Origin of the sequence: Cocleimonas flava (assembly GCF_004339015.1) — a bacterium.
Taxonomy (GTDB): Bacteria; Pseudomonadota; Gammaproteobacteria; order Thiotrichales; family Thiotrichaceae; genus Cocleimonas; species Cocleimonas flava.
The window spans coordinates 880,770-897,093 of record NZ_SMFQ01000002.1; the positions used below are offsets into that span (position 1 = coordinate 880,770).

19 protein-coding genes and 1 other RNA gene are annotated in these 16,324 nt (G+C 38.1%); 12 read left to right on the forward strand and 8 right to left on the reverse strand.

Annotated elements, in window-relative coordinates:
- Position 1: 1 nt before the first annotated feature.
- Both EV695_RS04055 and EV695_RS04060 read left to right on the forward strand, forming a co-directional pair.
- A complete protein-coding gene (locus EV695_RS04055; RefSeq protein ID WP_131904623.1) occupies positions 2–826 on the forward strand; it encodes a type III pantothenate kinase in 825 nt (274 codons plus the stop codon).
- Positions 819–1,478, forward strand: a complete 660-nt coding sequence (locus EV695_RS04060; protein WP_131904624.1) for an SPOR domain-containing protein — start codon at positions 819–821, stop codon at positions 1,476–1,478. The genes EV695_RS04055 and EV695_RS04060 overlap by 8 nt, the downstream gene beginning before the upstream one ends.
- A 70-nt stretch (positions 1,479–1,548) precedes the next feature.
- Here EV695_RS04060 and ssrS read toward each other — a convergent pair.
- Positions 1,549–1,732: non-coding RNA, 6S RNA (gene ssrS / locus EV695_RS04065), on the reverse strand.
- Between the two features lie 345 nt (positions 1,733–2,077).
- Here ssrS and lexA point away from each other — a divergent pair.
- Together lexA and EV695_RS04075 are read left to right on the forward strand one after the other, a co-directional pair.
- Positions 2,078–2,665 carry a transcriptional repressor LexA gene (lexA, locus tag EV695_RS04070; RefSeq protein ID WP_131904625.1) on the forward strand — a complete coding sequence of 196 codons (588 nt, stop codon included), beginning with the start codon at positions 2,078–2,080 and terminating at the stop codon, positions 2,663–2,665.
- Positions 2,666–2,795: 130 nt separating this feature from the next.
- On the forward strand, positions 2,796–3,626 hold the full coding sequence (locus tag EV695_RS04075; RefSeq protein WP_131904626.1) for an ankyrin repeat domain-containing protein: 831 nt from the start codon (positions 2,796–2,798) through the stop codon (positions 3,624–3,626).
- A gap of 7 nt (positions 3,627–3,633) precedes the next feature.
- Here EV695_RS04075 and bioD read toward each other — a convergent pair whose 3' ends face one another.
- Together bioD and lepB are read right to left on the reverse strand one after the other, a co-directional pair.
- On the reverse strand, positions 3,634–4,290 hold the full coding sequence (gene bioD, locus EV695_RS04080; RefSeq protein ID WP_131904627.1) for a dethiobiotin synthase: 657 nt from the start codon (positions 4,288–4,290) through the stop codon (positions 3,634–3,636).
- A 3-nt stretch (positions 4,291–4,293) separates the two neighbouring features.
- Positions 4,294–4,914, reverse strand: a complete 621-nt coding sequence (lepB, locus tag EV695_RS04085) for a signal peptidase I (RefSeq protein WP_131904628.1) — start codon at positions 4,912–4,914, stop codon at positions 4,294–4,296.
- Between the two features lie 50 nt (positions 4,915–4,964).
- On the opposite strand from lepB, the gene hemF reads away from it, so the two are divergent.
- Positions 4,965–5,900 (forward strand): oxygen-dependent coproporphyrinogen oxidase, encoded by a 936-nt coding sequence (gene hemF / locus EV695_RS04090; protein ID WP_131904629.1) that lies wholly within the window; start codon positions 4,965–4,967, stop codon positions 5,898–5,900.
- Between the two features lie 12 nt (positions 5,901–5,912).
- Here the strand turns inward: hemF and EV695_RS04095 are convergent, their stop codons facing one another.
- The 3 genes from EV695_RS04095 to EV695_RS04105 form a co-directional block, all read right to left on the reverse strand.
- Positions 5,913–7,070: a S8 family serine peptidase gene (locus EV695_RS04095; protein ID WP_131904630.1), complete on the reverse strand. Its 1,158-nt coding sequence runs from the start codon at positions 7,068–7,070 to the stop codon at positions 5,913–5,915.
- A 70-nt stretch (positions 7,071–7,140) separates the two neighbouring features.
- Positions 7,141–7,866 carry a hypothetical protein gene (locus EV695_RS04100; RefSeq protein ID WP_131904631.1) on the reverse strand — a complete coding sequence of 242 codons (726 nt, stop codon included), beginning with the start codon at positions 7,864–7,866 and terminating at the stop codon, positions 7,141–7,143.
- On the reverse strand, positions 7,856–8,467 hold the full coding sequence (locus EV695_RS04105; protein ID WP_131904632.1) for an RNA polymerase sigma factor: 612 nt from the start codon (positions 8,465–8,467) through the stop codon (positions 7,856–7,858). The genes EV695_RS04100 and EV695_RS04105 overlap by 11 nt, the downstream gene beginning before the upstream one ends.
- A 328-nt stretch (positions 8,468–8,795) precedes the next feature.
- Between EV695_RS04105 and gshB the strand changes: the two genes are divergently transcribed.
- The 3 genes from gshB to EV695_RS04120 all read left to right on the forward strand — a co-directional run bounded on the left by gshB (position 8,796) and on the right by EV695_RS04120 (position 10,866).
- The gene (gene gshB, locus EV695_RS04110) at positions 8,796–9,761 is read left to right on the forward strand and encodes a glutathione synthase (protein WP_131904633.1); all 966 of its coding nucleotides are present in this window, start codon (positions 8,796–8,798) and stop codon (positions 9,759–9,761) included.
- Positions 9,758–10,168: an OsmC family protein gene (locus tag EV695_RS04115; RefSeq protein WP_131904634.1), complete on the forward strand. Its 411-nt coding sequence runs from the start codon at positions 9,758–9,760 to the stop codon at positions 10,166–10,168. Before gshB ends, EV695_RS04115 begins: the two co-directional genes overlap by 4 nt.
- Positions 10,169–10,296: 128 nt before the next feature.
- Positions 10,297–10,866, forward strand: coding sequence for a C40 family peptidase (locus EV695_RS04120; RefSeq protein ID WP_131904635.1), 570 nt, complete (start codon positions 10,297–10,299; stop codon positions 10,864–10,866).
- 3 nt (positions 10,867–10,869) lie between these two features.
- On the opposite strand, the gene EV695_RS04125 is transcribed toward EV695_RS04120, so the two are convergent.
- The gene (locus EV695_RS04125; RefSeq protein ID WP_131904636.1) at positions 10,870–11,319 is read right to left on the reverse strand and encodes a hypothetical protein; all 450 of its coding nucleotides are present in this window, start codon (positions 11,317–11,319) and stop codon (positions 10,870–10,872) included.
- A gap of 130 nt (positions 11,320–11,449) precedes the next feature.
- Positions 11,450–12,430 (reverse strand): octaprenyl diphosphate synthase, encoded by a 981-nt coding sequence (gene ispB / locus EV695_RS04130; protein ID WP_131904637.1) that lies wholly within the window; start codon positions 12,428–12,430, stop codon positions 11,450–11,452.
- Positions 12,431–12,654: 224 nt separating this feature from the next.
- On the opposite strand from ispB, the gene rpmA reads away from it, so the two are divergent.
- The 4 genes from rpmA to EV695_RS04150 all read left to right on the forward strand — a co-directional run bounded on the left by rpmA (position 12,655) and on the right by EV695_RS04150 (position 16,236).
- Entirely contained in the window at positions 12,655–12,912 is a 258-nt protein-coding gene (gene rpmA, locus EV695_RS04135) for a 50S ribosomal protein L27 (protein ID WP_131904638.1), read from the forward strand.
- Between the two features lie 85 nt (positions 12,913–12,997).
- Complete coding sequence (gene cgtA / locus EV695_RS04140) at positions 12,998–14,044, forward strand: Obg family GTPase CgtA (protein ID WP_131904639.1); 1,047 nt, start codon at positions 12,998–13,000, stop codon at positions 14,042–14,044.
- Positions 14,031–15,155, forward strand: a complete 1,125-nt coding sequence (gene proB / locus EV695_RS04145; RefSeq protein WP_131904640.1) for a glutamate 5-kinase — start codon at positions 14,031–14,033, stop codon at positions 15,153–15,155. The genes cgtA and proB overlap by 14 nt, the downstream gene beginning before the upstream one ends.
- A gap of 268 nt (positions 15,156–15,423) precedes the next feature.
- Positions 15,424–16,236: a hypothetical protein gene (locus tag EV695_RS04150; RefSeq protein ID WP_131904641.1), complete on the forward strand. Its 813-nt coding sequence runs from the start codon at positions 15,424–15,426 to the stop codon at positions 16,234–16,236.
- Positions 16,237–16,324: the final 88 nt, after the last annotated feature.

Consider the following 16,324-nt stretch of genomic DNA (forward strand, 5'->3'; position numbering starts at 1 on the left):
AATGAAAACACTGTTAATAGACGCTGGAAACTCACAACTAAAATGGGCTATTTTAGATGACGATAGTCTATTGTCGGAGCAACATTCTCAATCTCATCAGTACGAATTACCGATAGAAGTTTTCGAAAAAATTGTAAGCGCAAATACAGACTGTGATAGCGTCATTATGGTTTCAGTGCTCGGTGGAACTTTCTCCCGCGCAGCTAATAAAATCACGCTTGAATTACAAATGAAGTTTATTGAAATTACTTCTACAAACAAACTCGGAAAGATAGAAAATGGGTATAAGGACCCTACTAAATTAGGTGCTGATAGATTTGTTGGAATCTTATCCGCTTATTACTTAAATAATAATTCCGAATCTAATAAAACCGCTTGTATCGTTATTGATTCCGGCACTGCTACGACTATTGACGCCATTGATGGAAATGGAAAACATTTAGGTGGAGTTATTCTTCCAGGTCTAAAGTTGAGCTCTGAAAGCTTATTACAGAACACAGAATTACTTGGCCTTTGGGGAAATGAGTCAAACGAATTTACTCCCGAATGTTTTTCTAAAGAAACCACTCAGGCAATTGCGAGCGGTTGCTTATTAGGCCAAGCAGGCTCTATTGAACATATTTGTAATTTGATGGAAAAACGAATTATTGAGCAGGACGAAAACTCCCAAGAGAAGAAACAAGAAAACGTTGAAATAAAGAGAGTCATTTGTGGAGGCGCTGCTGAAAGCTTATTGCCGTATATGCAGGGTGAATACGATTTACATCAAGATCTTCTAATGTTTGGACTTAAAGTAATCAAGGAAGAACTATCAAATAATGTCTAATTCCCTAATTAAAAACCTTATAGTCGTTTTACTAGGCCTTAATGTCTTTTACTTGATATGGACATTAACCATAGGTAAGGGTCATGGCACCCCCCCACTTACAGAGGAAAAAGGCGTACCAAGTTTAACTTTACTTCCTATTCAAAACAGTGATATCTACCAAAGCAACACTTCAACGAGACAAAGTAGCTGTTATACATTTGGACCATTTAACAGTGAAAAAACTGCACAAATAATTGCAAAAAATATTAATAATTTTGGTTTGGCGACAGAAACACACAAACAGAAAACCATGCAAACTCTTAATTTTTTAGTGTACCTGGAACCACTGAAAAATCGTTCTGAAGCTTTAAAAGTAATCAATGACATCAAAAAACAAGAAGTCACAGAATATAAAATTATCGAGACAGGACCTTATAAAAACGCGATCGCACTGGGTTCTTTTGATTCTCTTGACGAAGCACGCAGGCATTCAGAGTACATTCGATTTCTTGGGTATGATGCAAAATATACAACACAGAAAAAACAAAAAGAAGTTTACTGGATAGACTATGACGAACCGTTTGGCAGTAATGCACCCGTATTGGATTGGGCAAATGATATCGACCCTAGAAACAGCGCTCAAAAAATTCCTAAAGCCTGTGCTTTTTAGAAGCAAGATCGCTTAGCTAACCTAAACAATTCACCTAAGACCCTTAATAATGTTTCGGGCACAAAAAAGGGTGCCTACCAAGATATCGCAAAGTGTACATTGACCTTGAACCAGTAAGGTTCAAGTGGGAGTCTTTAAAAGCTTATTAGGCTTACCGCCGTAGCAGTCATGCTCACAAAACTTTCTCTAACCCCCGGAGTTTGTAATTAGGCTCAAGGGACTACCCGCACACTTTCCGAATACCACAGAGGACACCCGTAACTAAATACTAATATAAATACCAAAGGTTGTTAAGTGAAATTGGATTAGCACAATAGATGCTCCGTACTTTTTACGAATTTAAAAATTTATTTACTGTTTTAAAATCTCTCAAAATAAGAATATTTCTTTTAGTTATCAGTCTCTTAACTATTCCCTAAAACCTATAGCACTCTAAGTTTTTAATTTAAAAAGATTTATTTATCTGCACATTGTTTTTTTCGATGCTTAACCTTATTACTCTGGCTGTATTTCAATACAATCGCAAGTAATTGAAATTTATCTTGTAAGTTTCTTTTTTGTTCGCTATAAAGAATCCTGAGAAACAAAGGGAGAACGGCATGTTGACATCTAAACAATCACTGGTTTTAAATACCATTCAGGAAATGGCTCAGGAAATGGGCTACTTACCTACATTAGAAGAAATTGGACAGCATATTGGTATCGGGCGCAGCACCATTCACAAACACATCCGAACTTTAATAAATAACAACTATCTGAAAGAAGCTGAGGGCAAAGCCGCCTATCAGCTAGTAGAACCTTTCGAAGAAGAAGGCAGCCTCCCTTACATGGGAAGAATCGCAGCTGGTTTCCCCATTGAAGCTATTCCAGATCAACAAAATATTAACCTTGCACAACTCTTTTGTGGCCCTGGTCGCTATGTATTAAAGATTGCAGGTGATTCAATGATAGAGGCAGGTATCTGGGACGAAGATTATGTCGTGATACAGAAGAAAAATTCAGCAAGAGAAGGTGAAATTGTTGTTGCCCTGGTAGATCGTTACGAGGCGACGTTAAAATACTATTATCCAAAAGATACAGGGGTCGTCGAGCTTAGACCTGCAAACAGCCAATTACAATCTATGTTCTACCCTGCAGACCAAGTAGAAATACAAGGTGTAATGATTGGAGTATTTAGAAGTTACTAGAAGTTACTAAAACTTATTAATTAAAATACAAGAGAAAGCATGGCCTCCGGCTTTTAAGTGATTTTAGAATTATCGATTAAATATTCTGTTAGAATATAATCAATAATAATTCTCGAGTTCAGGAAGGGCCATGAATAAGCACAACACCTTATCCACTATGTTTCATGGTGCGCTTTTACTATTTAGCGGGCTTATATTTAGTTCTAACGTTACTGCAAAACAAACTGCATTACTTGATGCTAATGGTCAGCCTTTGTCAGAAGAAGTGTTGATGCTATTAAGTTCAGGATCGGAAAAATTCAATTCATCTAAATCATCCAAAACCTCTAAAAAAAGTGATGATAAAGAAAAAAAAGAACTAACAAAGTCACCTAAAAAACCTAAGAGTAACAAACCACCCTCAAATCCTGTTCTAGAAATGGAGTTACTTGATGCGCTGAAAGCAGGTAAAACTCAACGCGCTGATCAACTTCTTAGAGCGGGCACATCGCCCACCTACAAGAATTTAAAAGGTGAAACTCCACTAGGGATTGCTGTCTCTAGAGGCTGGGCATCAATGGTCATTAAACTCATTGATAACGGTGCAGATGTTAATGAAAAAGGAGCAAGAGGAGTTACTCTTCTTCATATAGCAAGCGCAAATGGACTCATTGATGTAGCCAAAGTACTGGTTAAAAAAGGTCTTAACCCAGGCCAAAAAACAGATAAAAACTGGACACCTTTACATGTTGCTGCCCGCTATGGACACTGGCAATTAGTACAATACTTTCTTTCCGTCGGTGTAGATCCAGATATCAGAAATTCAGATGGCAAAACTGCATTAGGACTTGCTCGTCACCTTAAACATCAGGGAATTATCAAAATACTGGCGCGTGTAACTACGGTGAGATCGTTAGATTTTGCTTCTGTGAAAACAAGTAAAAAGAAAAGAAAAAAAAGACGTAAATCTAAACGAAATTAATTATCAATTAGTGGTCAAACCAACTACAAATATTGTTGGCAAATGTAGAAGAATCATTCGTCGAAATAATTGGATAATTTATTTTTTCTGACAAGTCTTCAAAATTATTCATGTTTTGGGTATCAGTGTTTTGACTATCTATCTGGTTTAAAACGACACCCATTAGATTTAATCCACACCTCTCAATAGCTTCAATGCTGAGTAATGTATGATTAATACATCCCAATTTATCTGCTGCGATCAGAATAATCGGTAAATTCAACGCTTTTGCTAAATCGGCATTTAATCCATCTGAACAGATAGGAGAATAAAATCCTCCTGCACCTTCAACATATAAAAAATCTTCTTCAGAATTACAGCTCCCAATACATTCTTCAGATAACTGCTGAATCGTAATTAACTTATGCTCTATTTTGGCTGCTCTATCAGGAGATATAGCGGCTAAGAATCTATTAGGACAAACAACATCTAATTTTTCTTCCTGGTTTGCAGCATACGCCAGTTTCCATGCATCACTCTTCGTAATATCTGTAGGCCAACCAGATTCTATTGGCTTTCTAGGTTCTACGGATATTCCATTCTTACATAACTGTTGAATAATCTTTTGTCCAACCCAGGTTTTACCTACATCGGTATCAGTACCTGTTACAAAAACACCTTTCATTTATTATTTTTTCCCTAGATTGCCTTTAACGCCTTCTGCACTATAAAGTATATCTGTTGCTTTGCCGACTACGTCTGATATGGAAATTGGTCCAAATATTCTACTATCGTTACTATTGTCTCGATTATCGCCGAGTACAAATAAGTGACCTTTTGGTATGCTTATTTCAGACAATCGAGTTGAATAAGGCTTGAGTCTATTTGAATCTTTTATATAAGACTCGGAAATTTTCTTACCATTAACGAACGTATTACCTTTTTCTATTTTTAATAGATCACCTGAAATAGCGATTACTCGTTTAATAAACGGTAACGTCTTTTTAGAGTTTTTATTCTGGATTTTATTAAACACTATTATCTCATTTCTTTTAATGTCTGCCTCTAGGTAAGCTTTGTTTGAAACTACTATTATATCTCCGGGATTCAATAACGGTTGCATAGATCGACTCGGTATTCGATAGATATCCAATCCAAAAATTCGGGGTCTAATATTTTTAGATTTAACATCGTATGGATTAATAACATAAAGTAAAACCATTACCGTTAAAGCACACACGAGCATTCCAATTAATATAAAATGTACGCGTTGAAAAAGTAACTTTAAAAATCTTCGTAATAAATCCATCGTTGATATAGTAACAACAAAATTAAACAGATACAGCTAAGGTACTAACAATGCAAACCCCGGATATTCAAGCGGTTAAAGACTATCTACTGACATTACAAGATTCTATCTGTGATCAACTCGCTGATGAAGATAGCCAAAAAGTCTTTGAAGAAGATTCCTGGACTCGTGCTAAAAACCCTGATTCCACTGCCATGCAAGGTGGTGGCAGAACACGACTTCTTGTTGATGGGGGTGTCATTGAACAAGGCGGTGTGAATTTCTCTGATGTGCAGGGCAGTAAAATGCCTGCTTCAGCAACCGCTCATAGACCTGAATTAGCAGGCAGAAGCTTTCAAGCTATGGGGGTATCTTTAGTCATTCACCCCAAAAACCCATACGTTCCTACTTCACACGCAAATGTCCGTTTTTTTATCGCCGAAAAAGAAGGTGAAGATCCTGTTTGGTGGTTTGGGGGAGGATATGACTTAACGCCATATTACGGGTTTGATGAAGATTGTAAGTCTTGGCACAAAACAGCTAAACAAGCATGCGAGCCATTTGGAGACGCTGTTTACAATGAGTATAAACAATGGTGTGATGATTATTTCTATCTAAAACATCGCGATGAGCAACGTGGTATCGGTGGTATCTTTTTTGATGATTTAAATAAATGGAGCTTTGAAGAGTCTTTTAATTTCATGAAAGCGATAGGCGATAGTTATATCGAAGCGTATAGACCTATAGTCAATCTTAGGAAAAATCTTGAGTACAGTGAAAAAGAAAGGGACTTCCAGCTTTATAGACGCGGTAGGTACGTGGAATATAATCTGGTCTATGACCGTGGTACGCTCTTCGGATTACAATCTGGCGGGAGAACAGAATCGATTCTTATGTCGATGCCTCCACTCGTTAAATGGAAATATAATTGGCAACCTGAAGAAGGTACTGAAGAAGCTAGATTGTATAACCACTTTCTAAAACCCAGAGACTGGGTAAATTATTAATGTACAGAAATATTAAGGCTTACTATCTTTAAAAACGGCTAAAGCTTTGCTCGCATTAATAAGTCCTTCGCCAAACTCTTCATCTCTACCTGGTTTGCCTAAATCAACAGCGGTTTTAGTCAATGCTGAATTAAGATTATTATTTCCTTTCTGAGAAAGCAGAAGAGCAACAATGCCACTAACATGGGCAGAGGAAATTGACGTACCTGTAGCTAGTTTATATTTGCCATCAGGTGCGATCGTTAAAATATTAACCCCAGGAGCAGAGTAATCAATAAAACGACCCTTATCAGCCATATTGAATAGTTTCTTATTCTCATCGATGGCTGTTGCGCCTATTACGCCAGGGATTAGAGCAGGGTAAATCGTACTTCCCCAATTTCCACCATTTCCAGCCGCAGCAACAACAACTATACCTTTAGCGACGGCTTTTCTGACCATTTTCTCTACAATGGAATCTTTCCCACCAGTAAAGCTCAGGTTGATAACATCTACATCATGCTGGATACAGGTATCTATTGCTTTAGCAACATCAGCAGATGAACCTTTTAACACTGATGGATGATTTTTCTCTGCCTTGAAAGCACCTATCGAATATAGCTTTGCTCTAGGTGCTATACCTATATGCGGGTTTTGACTTACCAAAACGCCAGCAACAGATGTTCCATGAAGTAAGGCTTCTTTATTAGTTATATCAACTTCAAATAAATCTTTAGTTTCAATGTGTGCATCAGATAAAGACGGGTGAAAAATATCAATAGGAGTATCTACCATGCATATAGTAGTTCCTTTTCCTTTGGTAGTTTCATGTACATAACTAACACCAGTTTCATACATTGAATACGCATTTTTATAGGAAGCTGAAGCCGTTTTAAATATATTATTAGTTTCAGCATTTACACTTTTTTCTTTTTTATTGATTGCAGCGCTGAGATCTAAAGGGTCTTGACCATTCGTTTTAGCAACAACCATCCCTGTTTTTACTGACGCAAGAACCGTAGTGCTTGCAGGGTTTAGATTGTATTTTTCTGTAATATTTTTAACTTTTGAAATATTCTCAGTGGAATACAGTAGCACTACTTCATCTTTAATATAATTTGATCTTCTAGGCTTTACTTTTGGCTCGTAGACAAAATCAAAGTACAAAGGCTCAGCACCTTCATTATCCAAAGCATACTCGTCTGCATGAACCCCGCTAATAGCGAGGCTGCAGAATACAGCGCTACTTAAAAAAGTTAATTTAATATGCTTCACCGGCAAACCATATCAATTCTTTGTTAGAAGATAATGATGACAGAACTTCTTTTATCTGTGCTTCATTCATTTTTTGATTGAAGGTAATTTGATACATACCTTCTTTACCAGGTACAGACTCAACTTTCTTAAGCTTACCTTTAAGTTCAGGGTGTGTGTGTAAAGAGTCCATTGGACCATTTATCCCAACAAGTAATGTCGTGCTAGATTGATCACTAACAACTTCAGCAGATTTCGCTGCTGCTGGAGTAAACTCGCTTTTGTCTGAAAACAAAGGAGCAACAAAAGCCATTAGCACCGATAATGATACAACCAATAAAGCCACGCTCGCAAATCGAGCATACTCAGTGGCACCAAATGTAGATGGCACCCAAGAAGAAAGAGCGTTTTTAAGTTTAGTTACAAAACTTTGACTATCGTTTGTCGTATTGTTTACTGGTGTTTCTATCGATAAGTTATCAATCTGCTTGAAAACATTTTCCAGTCTGGATTCCGGCGAAGGGAGGTTAGATAAACCTATCAAGGTTTTATCTTCTGCAACTAAATTAAAGAAGTTACGCTCCTCATCTACGAGAGACTCTAGAGCAGCATTATCTTCTAAGACTTCTTTAAAGTAGGCTTCATCATCAGAAGAAAGCTCTCCAGTTACAAACCAAGGTAGTAACTCTAGTGCCCTTTCCGGGATTTCATTATTCTTAGTATCAATATTCATTGCTAGTATCTAAAAGATCTGTATTAGAAAGAAGTGATTTAAGGTGCTTTCTTGCATAAAACATTCGAGTCTTGACTGTATTTTCAGATATATCCAACATAACTGAAATATCTTTTATAGATAGTTCACGGTAGTAAACCAACTCTATAACTTCTCTATGTTTTTCGCTAAGTTTAGCTAAATTATCGACTATTTCTTGATCTCTCTCTGAAATAATCACTTCTTGTTCTGGTAATAGATCTGTGTCCTCTATATTTAATTGCTCAAAATCATCATCCTGCAGTAGCTCCTTATTCTTCCTAAGATAACCGATCATTCTAAAACGTGCGATCGAGTGTATCCAGGTTGATGGCTGTGAAAGTCCAGAAAAGCTGCCAGCTGATCGCCATACTTCTATAAGTGCTTCATCGGCTATATCAGCAGCCAATGCAACATCATATTTCAACATGCGACTACAAAATTTAATAAGCCTTGGTTGGTAGCTTATATATAACTCTGTAAATGCGTCACGATCACCTTCAGATATCTTTTTTAATAACTCGGTATCTCGTTTCGTCTTTTCTTCAACTGTTTGCTTATTGTTCTTCACAACTGCGTCCATTGATTCTGTAGTTTCGACTAAATAAAATGTTCAAAATATTTTATTTTATCCAATATTGATAAAAAAATGACAATTTAACACAAATAAATGAACCTTTATGAAATGAATTGCCACTGAGCATATGTGAGACGGTTAAGTTGGGCTTGATCAAAGGGGATTTGTAGACCAACCACATTCACGAGCAAAATCTAGCGGTTTGCTCTGTACCGACTCCCTCGCAACTTTAGGCGGACTTCGTGTCCGCCTTTTTTTTTGCTTATTTCTAATCCCTCATATTCTTTTTAGCATACAATAATGATGTCTTTCATTATTTCATCATTGTTTATTTATGCAAAATCAAATCAGCTTAGGGGTCGTTATGGACCCTATACATCTAATAAACATCAAAAAAGATAGTTCATTCGCAATGATGCTTGAAGCTCAGCGAAGAGACTATTCAGTTTATTACATAACCCAAAAAGACATGTATGTTAAAGAAGGCGTTGCATATGCCAACATGACAAAAGTAAAAGTCACTGATAATCCTGATTCCTGGTATGAATTAGAAGAATCTAGCGACAGGCCTTTACATGAGCTTTCCTGCATCATTATGAGAAAAGACCCTCCATTCGATATGGAGTACATTTATTCTACCTACATTTTAGAACTCGCTGAGCAACATGGGTGTCTGGTTGTCAATAAACCATCAAGCATCCGCACAGCCAATGAAAAATTATTTACCGCATGGTTTCCTGAATTTTCACCTGAAACACTTGTTACCAGAGATATGGATCGTATCAAAGCGTTCCACGAAGCACTTAAACGAATTGTTGTAAAGCCACTAGATGGGATGGGTGGCTCAATGGTGTTCCAAATCCAGGAAGGCGATGCTAATAGAAGTGTCATTCTTGAAACAATCACTAATAATGGTACTCAAACTGTCATGGCTCAACGTTTTCTTCCAGAATTTAAAAATGGAGACAAGAGAATATTGGTCATCAACGGTAAACCTTTCCCTCATGGTTTAGCCAGAATTCCAGCTAAAGGGGAAAGTAGAGGAAACTTGGCGGCTGGAGCAAGTTATAAAGGTGTAGACCTTACCGAGAGAGAATTTGAAATCTGTAACGCCGTCGGCCCGAAACTGAAAGAAATGGGACTGATGTTCGTTGGCCTCGATGTAATCGGAGATTATGTGACTGAAATCAATGTCACCAGCCCCACTTGCATACGTGAGTTAGATACCATCTATTCGGCAAATATATCTGGCTTACTAATGGATGAAATTGAAAATAGTTTAAAAGAGAATTTACAATGAATACAAGAGTGAAATGGCTCGATAATATGAGCTTTATTGGAGAATCAGGCAGTGGTCATTCAGTCGTTATGGATGGACCTCCTGAACACGGCGGCAGAAATCTTGGCGTCCGCCCAATGGAAATGCTTTTATTAGGTTTAGGTGGCTGTGCTTCTTTTGATGTTGTTTCCATGCTCAAAAAAAGCAAACAAGACATCCAGGATTGCGAAGTTGAAATAACTGCAGAACGCGCAGAAACTGAGCCAAAAGTATTCACTAAAATCCATCTGCACTTTGTTATATCTGGAAATGATATATCAGAAAAAAGAGTAGCCAGAGCAATAGAGCTTTCAGCAGACAAGTATTGCTCAGCTTCTATTATGCTTGGTGAGCTAGCGAAGATTACTCATGATTATGAAATAAAGTAGTCAAATAAGCCCCAATTATCAGGTGTATTTGCTGAATGTTGTTATTTAACCTACAATCCCCGCGGATTTTAAAATCTAACCATAAAAATAATAATACTTAGATAAATAAGTACACCAAAGGGATAATTATGAAACGCTTGAAAGCAGTTTCTATGGGGTTATTTGTAGTGAGCTTGTTCTGTATTCAAGGAACAAGTTTTGCTAATAGTCCTAAAAAGAAAGTCGATGTTGATTTAAACCACGCATACAATGTATTAGTAAAAGGTAACTCTAAACCCGCAACTAATAAACATAGCAATCGAAAAGCGACGGTAAAAAAGACTACTCCACACAAATATAAAGCACTTCAAATTGCAAAGAAGCAAATAAATAAGCGCTATAAGTGGGGGGGTGCCAATCCTAATAAGGGATTCGATTGTAGCGGCCTAATCCAGTACGCTTACAAGATGATAAAGGTAAATGTTCCCAGATCTGCCGCCGCTCAATACAAACACGCTAAAAGAGTCGCTTTAAAACACTTGGAAGTAGGTGATTTAGTTTTTTTTCATACGAGAAGAACACGCGCCAAGGTTAATCACGTTGGTATCTATCTAGGTGGGAATAAATTCATTCATGCCCCCAGAAGGGGCAAGAATGTTTCTGTTGCCAGTTTCAATAGCTACTGGCGGAAGAAATTTGTAGGCGCAGGTCGCGTCTAGCAATTAATCTGTTGTTGATGTCTCAGCAGCAGGTGTTTCGCCAGCATTATCTGTATTAGTTGCTTCATCCTGTGCGTTTTCCACAACAGGAGCAACTTCTTCAGCTACTGGAGCCTCTTCGCTCACTGGTGCGCTTTCCGTAGTAGGCTGACTATCTGTTGCAGGTGCATTTTCTTCAACAGGGGCTGTTTCTGGCTCTGCATTCTCTTCAGGTTCAGCTTTAACTTCAGGAGTTTCTACAGCATCAGTTTCTACTGCTTCAGATTTTGCAGCTTCTTCAACTTTGGGAGTAACGTCTTCTGTAGATGGTGTCGAGCTGGCTTGAGATGAGATTGGCACACCAAAATTCAATGCATTTCCTTCAACAGCTGGACGCTTAGCCATAAAAAAGAAAACAGCCGCAGCTAGAATTGTAAAAATCAATATACCGATTGAGTTGTTAGATAGTTTCATTACTTCGATCCATGGTTTAATTAAATAGAATCATATCATTGATTTAGCCGATACAAACCTTACGATTTTATTTACTGAACGTAAGCAAATAAAATGTGAAGACGAATCTACAAGATTTAAGAAGTTCCAGCTATGTGGTTCTACTCAATGAATAATTTGCCAAATTAGATAACGCAGATTTAAATTCTGAATCTGGCAATACTTTTAAGCAATCCGTTGCCAAGGTGGTTTCTTTTTTAGCAACTTCAATTGTATATTCTAAGGACTTGGTCTTTTTAATGATGCTCGTTATCTCTTCAATCAAATCAAGACCACCTTCTTCAATCGCTTTTCTGATCATGTCGGCATCTTCTGTATTGCCGTTCTTTTCGCTTTCACTCAAAGCATAAATTAGCGGCAATGTCGGCTTCCCTTCTGCAAGATCATCTCCAACATTTTTACCCATTTCATCACTGTCTGCACTGTAATCCAAAATATCGTCAACTAATTGAAATGCTGTACCCAAGTGTGTACCAAACTTTGCAACAACAACTTCATCTTCCTCAGACAGGCCTGATAGAACAGCACCTAGCTGACAAGCAGCTTCGAAAAGTTTCGCTGTTTTTGAATAAATAACCTCTAAATAGCGTTCTTCACTGGTTTCAGCATCATTGATATTAAGAAGTTGCAATACTTCACCTTCAGCAATGATGTTGGTAGTGCTTGCCATGATATTCATAACGCGCATTTCATTGACATCTACCATCATTTCAAAAGCACGAGAATAAAGAAAATCTCCAACTAATACAGCAGCTTGATTTCCCCAAACGTTATTAGCCGTATCTTTACCGCGTCGCATGTCAGATTCATCAACAACGTCATCGTGTAATAACGTAGCGGTATGAATAAATTCAACGATAGCCGCAATATCTACGTGTTTATTTCCTTCATATCCGCACGCACGCGCCATTAGCAGAGCCAACATAGGTCTTAACCTTTTGCCTCCGCTATTGATGATGTAGTGACTCAATTGATTAACGAGTACAACATCTGATTGAAGTCGTTGTTGAATTAAGGCATCAACGGCCTTCATATCTGATTCAACCAGATTCTGTATTGTTTTATAATCCACGCAAATTTTGACTTAATATTATTGAATTAGGGAATGCTAGGTAGATGCAAGGTAAGTGTCAAGGCGGATGTCGAAATTCACCAAGTTTTATTGATTAAAATAGCAAATATAATATTTGACTAACTATATAAGTGCTTGTAGACTTTCGCGGCTTAAAACAAATTATATATTTACTGGAATTTAACCTTGGTTGAATATCTGGTTGAATTACAGAGGTTAACAAAATGGCTCATAAAAAAGCAGCGGGTAGTACACGAAACGGTCGTGATTCTAATTCAAATCGCCTAGGTGTTAAGCGCTTTGGTGGCCAGGCAGTTTCTGCTGGAAGCATTATCGTTCGTCAACGTGGAACTCACTTTCACCCAGGCACAAACGTAGGTTGTGGCAAAGACCACACTTTATTTGCAAAAACTGACGGCGTTGTAGTTTTTGAAGTAAAAGGCCCGAAAAACAGAAAGTTCGTAAGTATTCAAGCGGCATAAGCTACTTACAGCTTTAATAAAAAGCCCCGCTTGTCGGGGTTTTTTATTGCCTGTTATTTTTATTAGATTCAGATAAACTCAAACCATGAAATTTGTAGATGAAGTTGTAATTATTGTTAAAGCCGGTGACGGAGGAAATGGTTGCGTCAGTTTTCGTCGTGAAAAATACATTGAGTATGGTGGCCCCGATGGTGGCGACGGCGGTGATGGTGGCAGCGTTTATCTACAAGCCAATAAAGGACTAAATACACTAGCCGATTTCAGACACGTGCGTTTCTATGAAGCCGGTCGTGGAGAAAATGGTGCGAGTCGCAATATGACTGGCGCTAAAGGTGAAGATAAAATCGTTCAGGTTCCTATTGGAACAATGATTTATGTTGAAGAAACTGGCGAACTCATTGGCGATTTGACCAAAGACGAAGAAATGATCAAAGTTGTTCAAGGTGGTTTTCATGGCTTGGGCAATCTACGTTATAAAAGCTCAGTCAATAGAGCACCTCGCCAATCTAAACCAGGTTCTGAAGGCGAAACCCGTTCACTTAGATTAGAAATGAAGGTACTTGCTGATGTTGGTCTTCTTGGCCTTCCTAATGCGGGTAAATCAACCTTGATTAGTACTGTCTCTTCTGCAAGACCAAAAGTCGCAAACTATCCTTTTACTACCCTCTATCCAAACCTAGGTGTTGTTAAAGTCGATGCATATCAAAGCTTTGTTATTGCCGATATACCCGGATTGATTGAGGGTGCTGCTGAAGGCGCAGGCTTAGGCATTCAATTTTTAAAACACTTATCCAGAACGAGCCTGCTCCTTCATTTAGTTGATGTTGCTCCAATGGATGAGAGAGAGGACCCTGTTGAATCAATTCGGGTTATTGAAAACGAATTACAAAAATTCAGCAGTGAATTAGAAGAACGTGAACGCTGGTTAGTGCTCAATAAAGTCGACCTGCTTCCACCCGATGAGCAACAACAGCATTGTGATGACATAGTGAAACGTCTCGACTGGAAAGGTAAAGTGTTTATGATTTCGGCGGCTACTGGCCTGAATACTAAAGCGTTAACAAACCAGATTATGCAATCACTCGATGACAAAGCTTACTTAGAAACTCAAAATAAAAATGAGCAGGATTAAATATACGCAAAAGGCAAAGCGCTGGGTTATCAAGATTGGAAGTGCGCTTTTAACCAAAGATGGTAAAGGCTTAGATTACGATGCCATTAACAACTGGACCGAAGAAATGGTTCAGTTACGCCAACAAGGTATTGAAATAATTTTAGTATCATCAGGTTCTGTTGCTGAAGGCATGAGCCGCATGGGATGGACTAAACGACCAACAGAACTGGCTGAACTTCAAGCTGCTGCTGCAATTGGACAAACAGGTCTAATTGAAGCTTATGAAACTCAATTCAAAAAACACCATATCCAAGCAGCTCAAATTTTATTAACTCATGATGATGTTAGTAATCGAAAGCGCTATCTCAATGCGAGAAACACCTTACGCGCCTTATTAAAATTCAAAGCCTTACCCATCATTAATGAAAACGATACGGTTGCCTTGGAAGAAATGCGATTGGGCGATAACGATACCCTAGCAGCATTAGTGGCAAATATAACTGAAGCTGAATTACTGGTAATTCTTACTGACCAACAAGGTCTTTTTGATAAAGACCCTCGGCATAACAGTGACGCAAAGCTAATTACCGAAGAAAGAGCAGGCAATAAAAAATTACACGAGTATGTGGGTGAAATTAAAACATCACTCGGTAGCGGTGGCATGTCAACCAAGCTAACAGCTGCTCAAAGAGCCGCCCGTTCGGGTTGTGCGACTATTATTGCATCAGGTAGAGAAGAAAAAGTTTTGGGACGAATTGCCAACGGAGAAATCATTGGCACATTATTAACACCCGATGATTCTCATTTCTCAGCAAAAAAACAATGGATTGCGGGACAGGTACAGGCAAGTGGTGCTGTATATCTTGACGCCGGCGCGAGTAAAGCAATTCAAACTCAGGGCACAAGTCTATTACCAATTGGCGTTATTAAGTCTGAAGGTGATTTTAAACGTGGAGACGTGGTTGATTGTAAAAATCAGAGCGATCAGGTTATTGCCCGTGGATTAATCAACTATTCAGACAAGGAAGTATCCCTTCTAGCCCAGAAACCTAGCAATAAAATTGGTAGTATCTTGGGATATACAGGTGAATCAGAACTGATTCATCGTGATAACTTAGTCGTTTTATAATCTATTAATCTCGGCTTTCGTATTAACTAGACTAAGCCACCCCCCTACTTATAAGCCTTTTTTTACTATTTCTTATATCATTGATCACCGATAAAGCAGCTTTATCCTCCCTGCTAAACCGTTTAACGTCTATTTCTCATGAATTATCCCGCTAAGACGCGCGCTTATCGGAGTTTCATTGAATACTAGAGCACAAAAGCGTTAAAGTTTAACCAATGAAGTAGAGCTAGGGCTCTATCTAAAATATAAAAATTATAAGGTTACAGTCATGATTTTAGTCGGATCACTCATTTTTGCGTTTCTCATCACCCTTTTCTTGGTTAGCAAGATAGCGAGTATGCTACATGCAAAGAAGCCAGATATGGGTAGAATTTTCTTAGCTTCCATTGTTGGTAGCATTGCAGCTGCAATTACCTTAATTCCTTTAGGAATATTTTTGGGCGGTATAGACCCAAACATCATGTTGATTTTATCAATTGCGATAGTGTTTATCGTTTCTAGCATGGCTTTCAAATACATCAATGTAATGACCTGGAGTGGCGCAATAACAACGAATATTGCCAATATCGTATTAAGCTTAGTCGCGTTAACAGCTTCAGTTGTTTTGAATGGTGAATCCATTGATGAGACCCTTTCAAAAATTAGTGGTGTCGCCAAAGAAAATGCGAATATGGTTCAGAGCGTCGCTAAAGGTGATTTAGACGCAGTGATGTCAAAAGACACTAGTATGGAACAGGAAAGCAATGAACAAGCAGCTATGGAAGAAGAAGTTGCTTTAGATGATGATATAGAGCCTACATTTAAAGAAAGTGACTTACTTCCAGCCGGAACAATTAGAGAACTGAAAGCGAAAGAAAAGAAAGTATATATCGAGCCAAAGTTTAGAGTGGTAAGCATTTCAAGCATCAACTCTGCCGTTGGTAAAAATATCAGAATTTTAAACAGTAATGACGCTAGCATTACAGGCTTACTAAGAAGAGTAAGTGGAAACAATGCTGTTATTGAACAACATATTGGTGGTGGTATAGCTACAACCCCTATATCTTTAGCTAAAATTCGTAAGCTAGAAGTTTATAGATAATTTATCAGAAGTTTATAGTTAAATAATTTGGAAAGTCCCATAAAAAAAGCCCGCTAAACCGGGCTTTTTTTATGGGACTTTCCTGGCT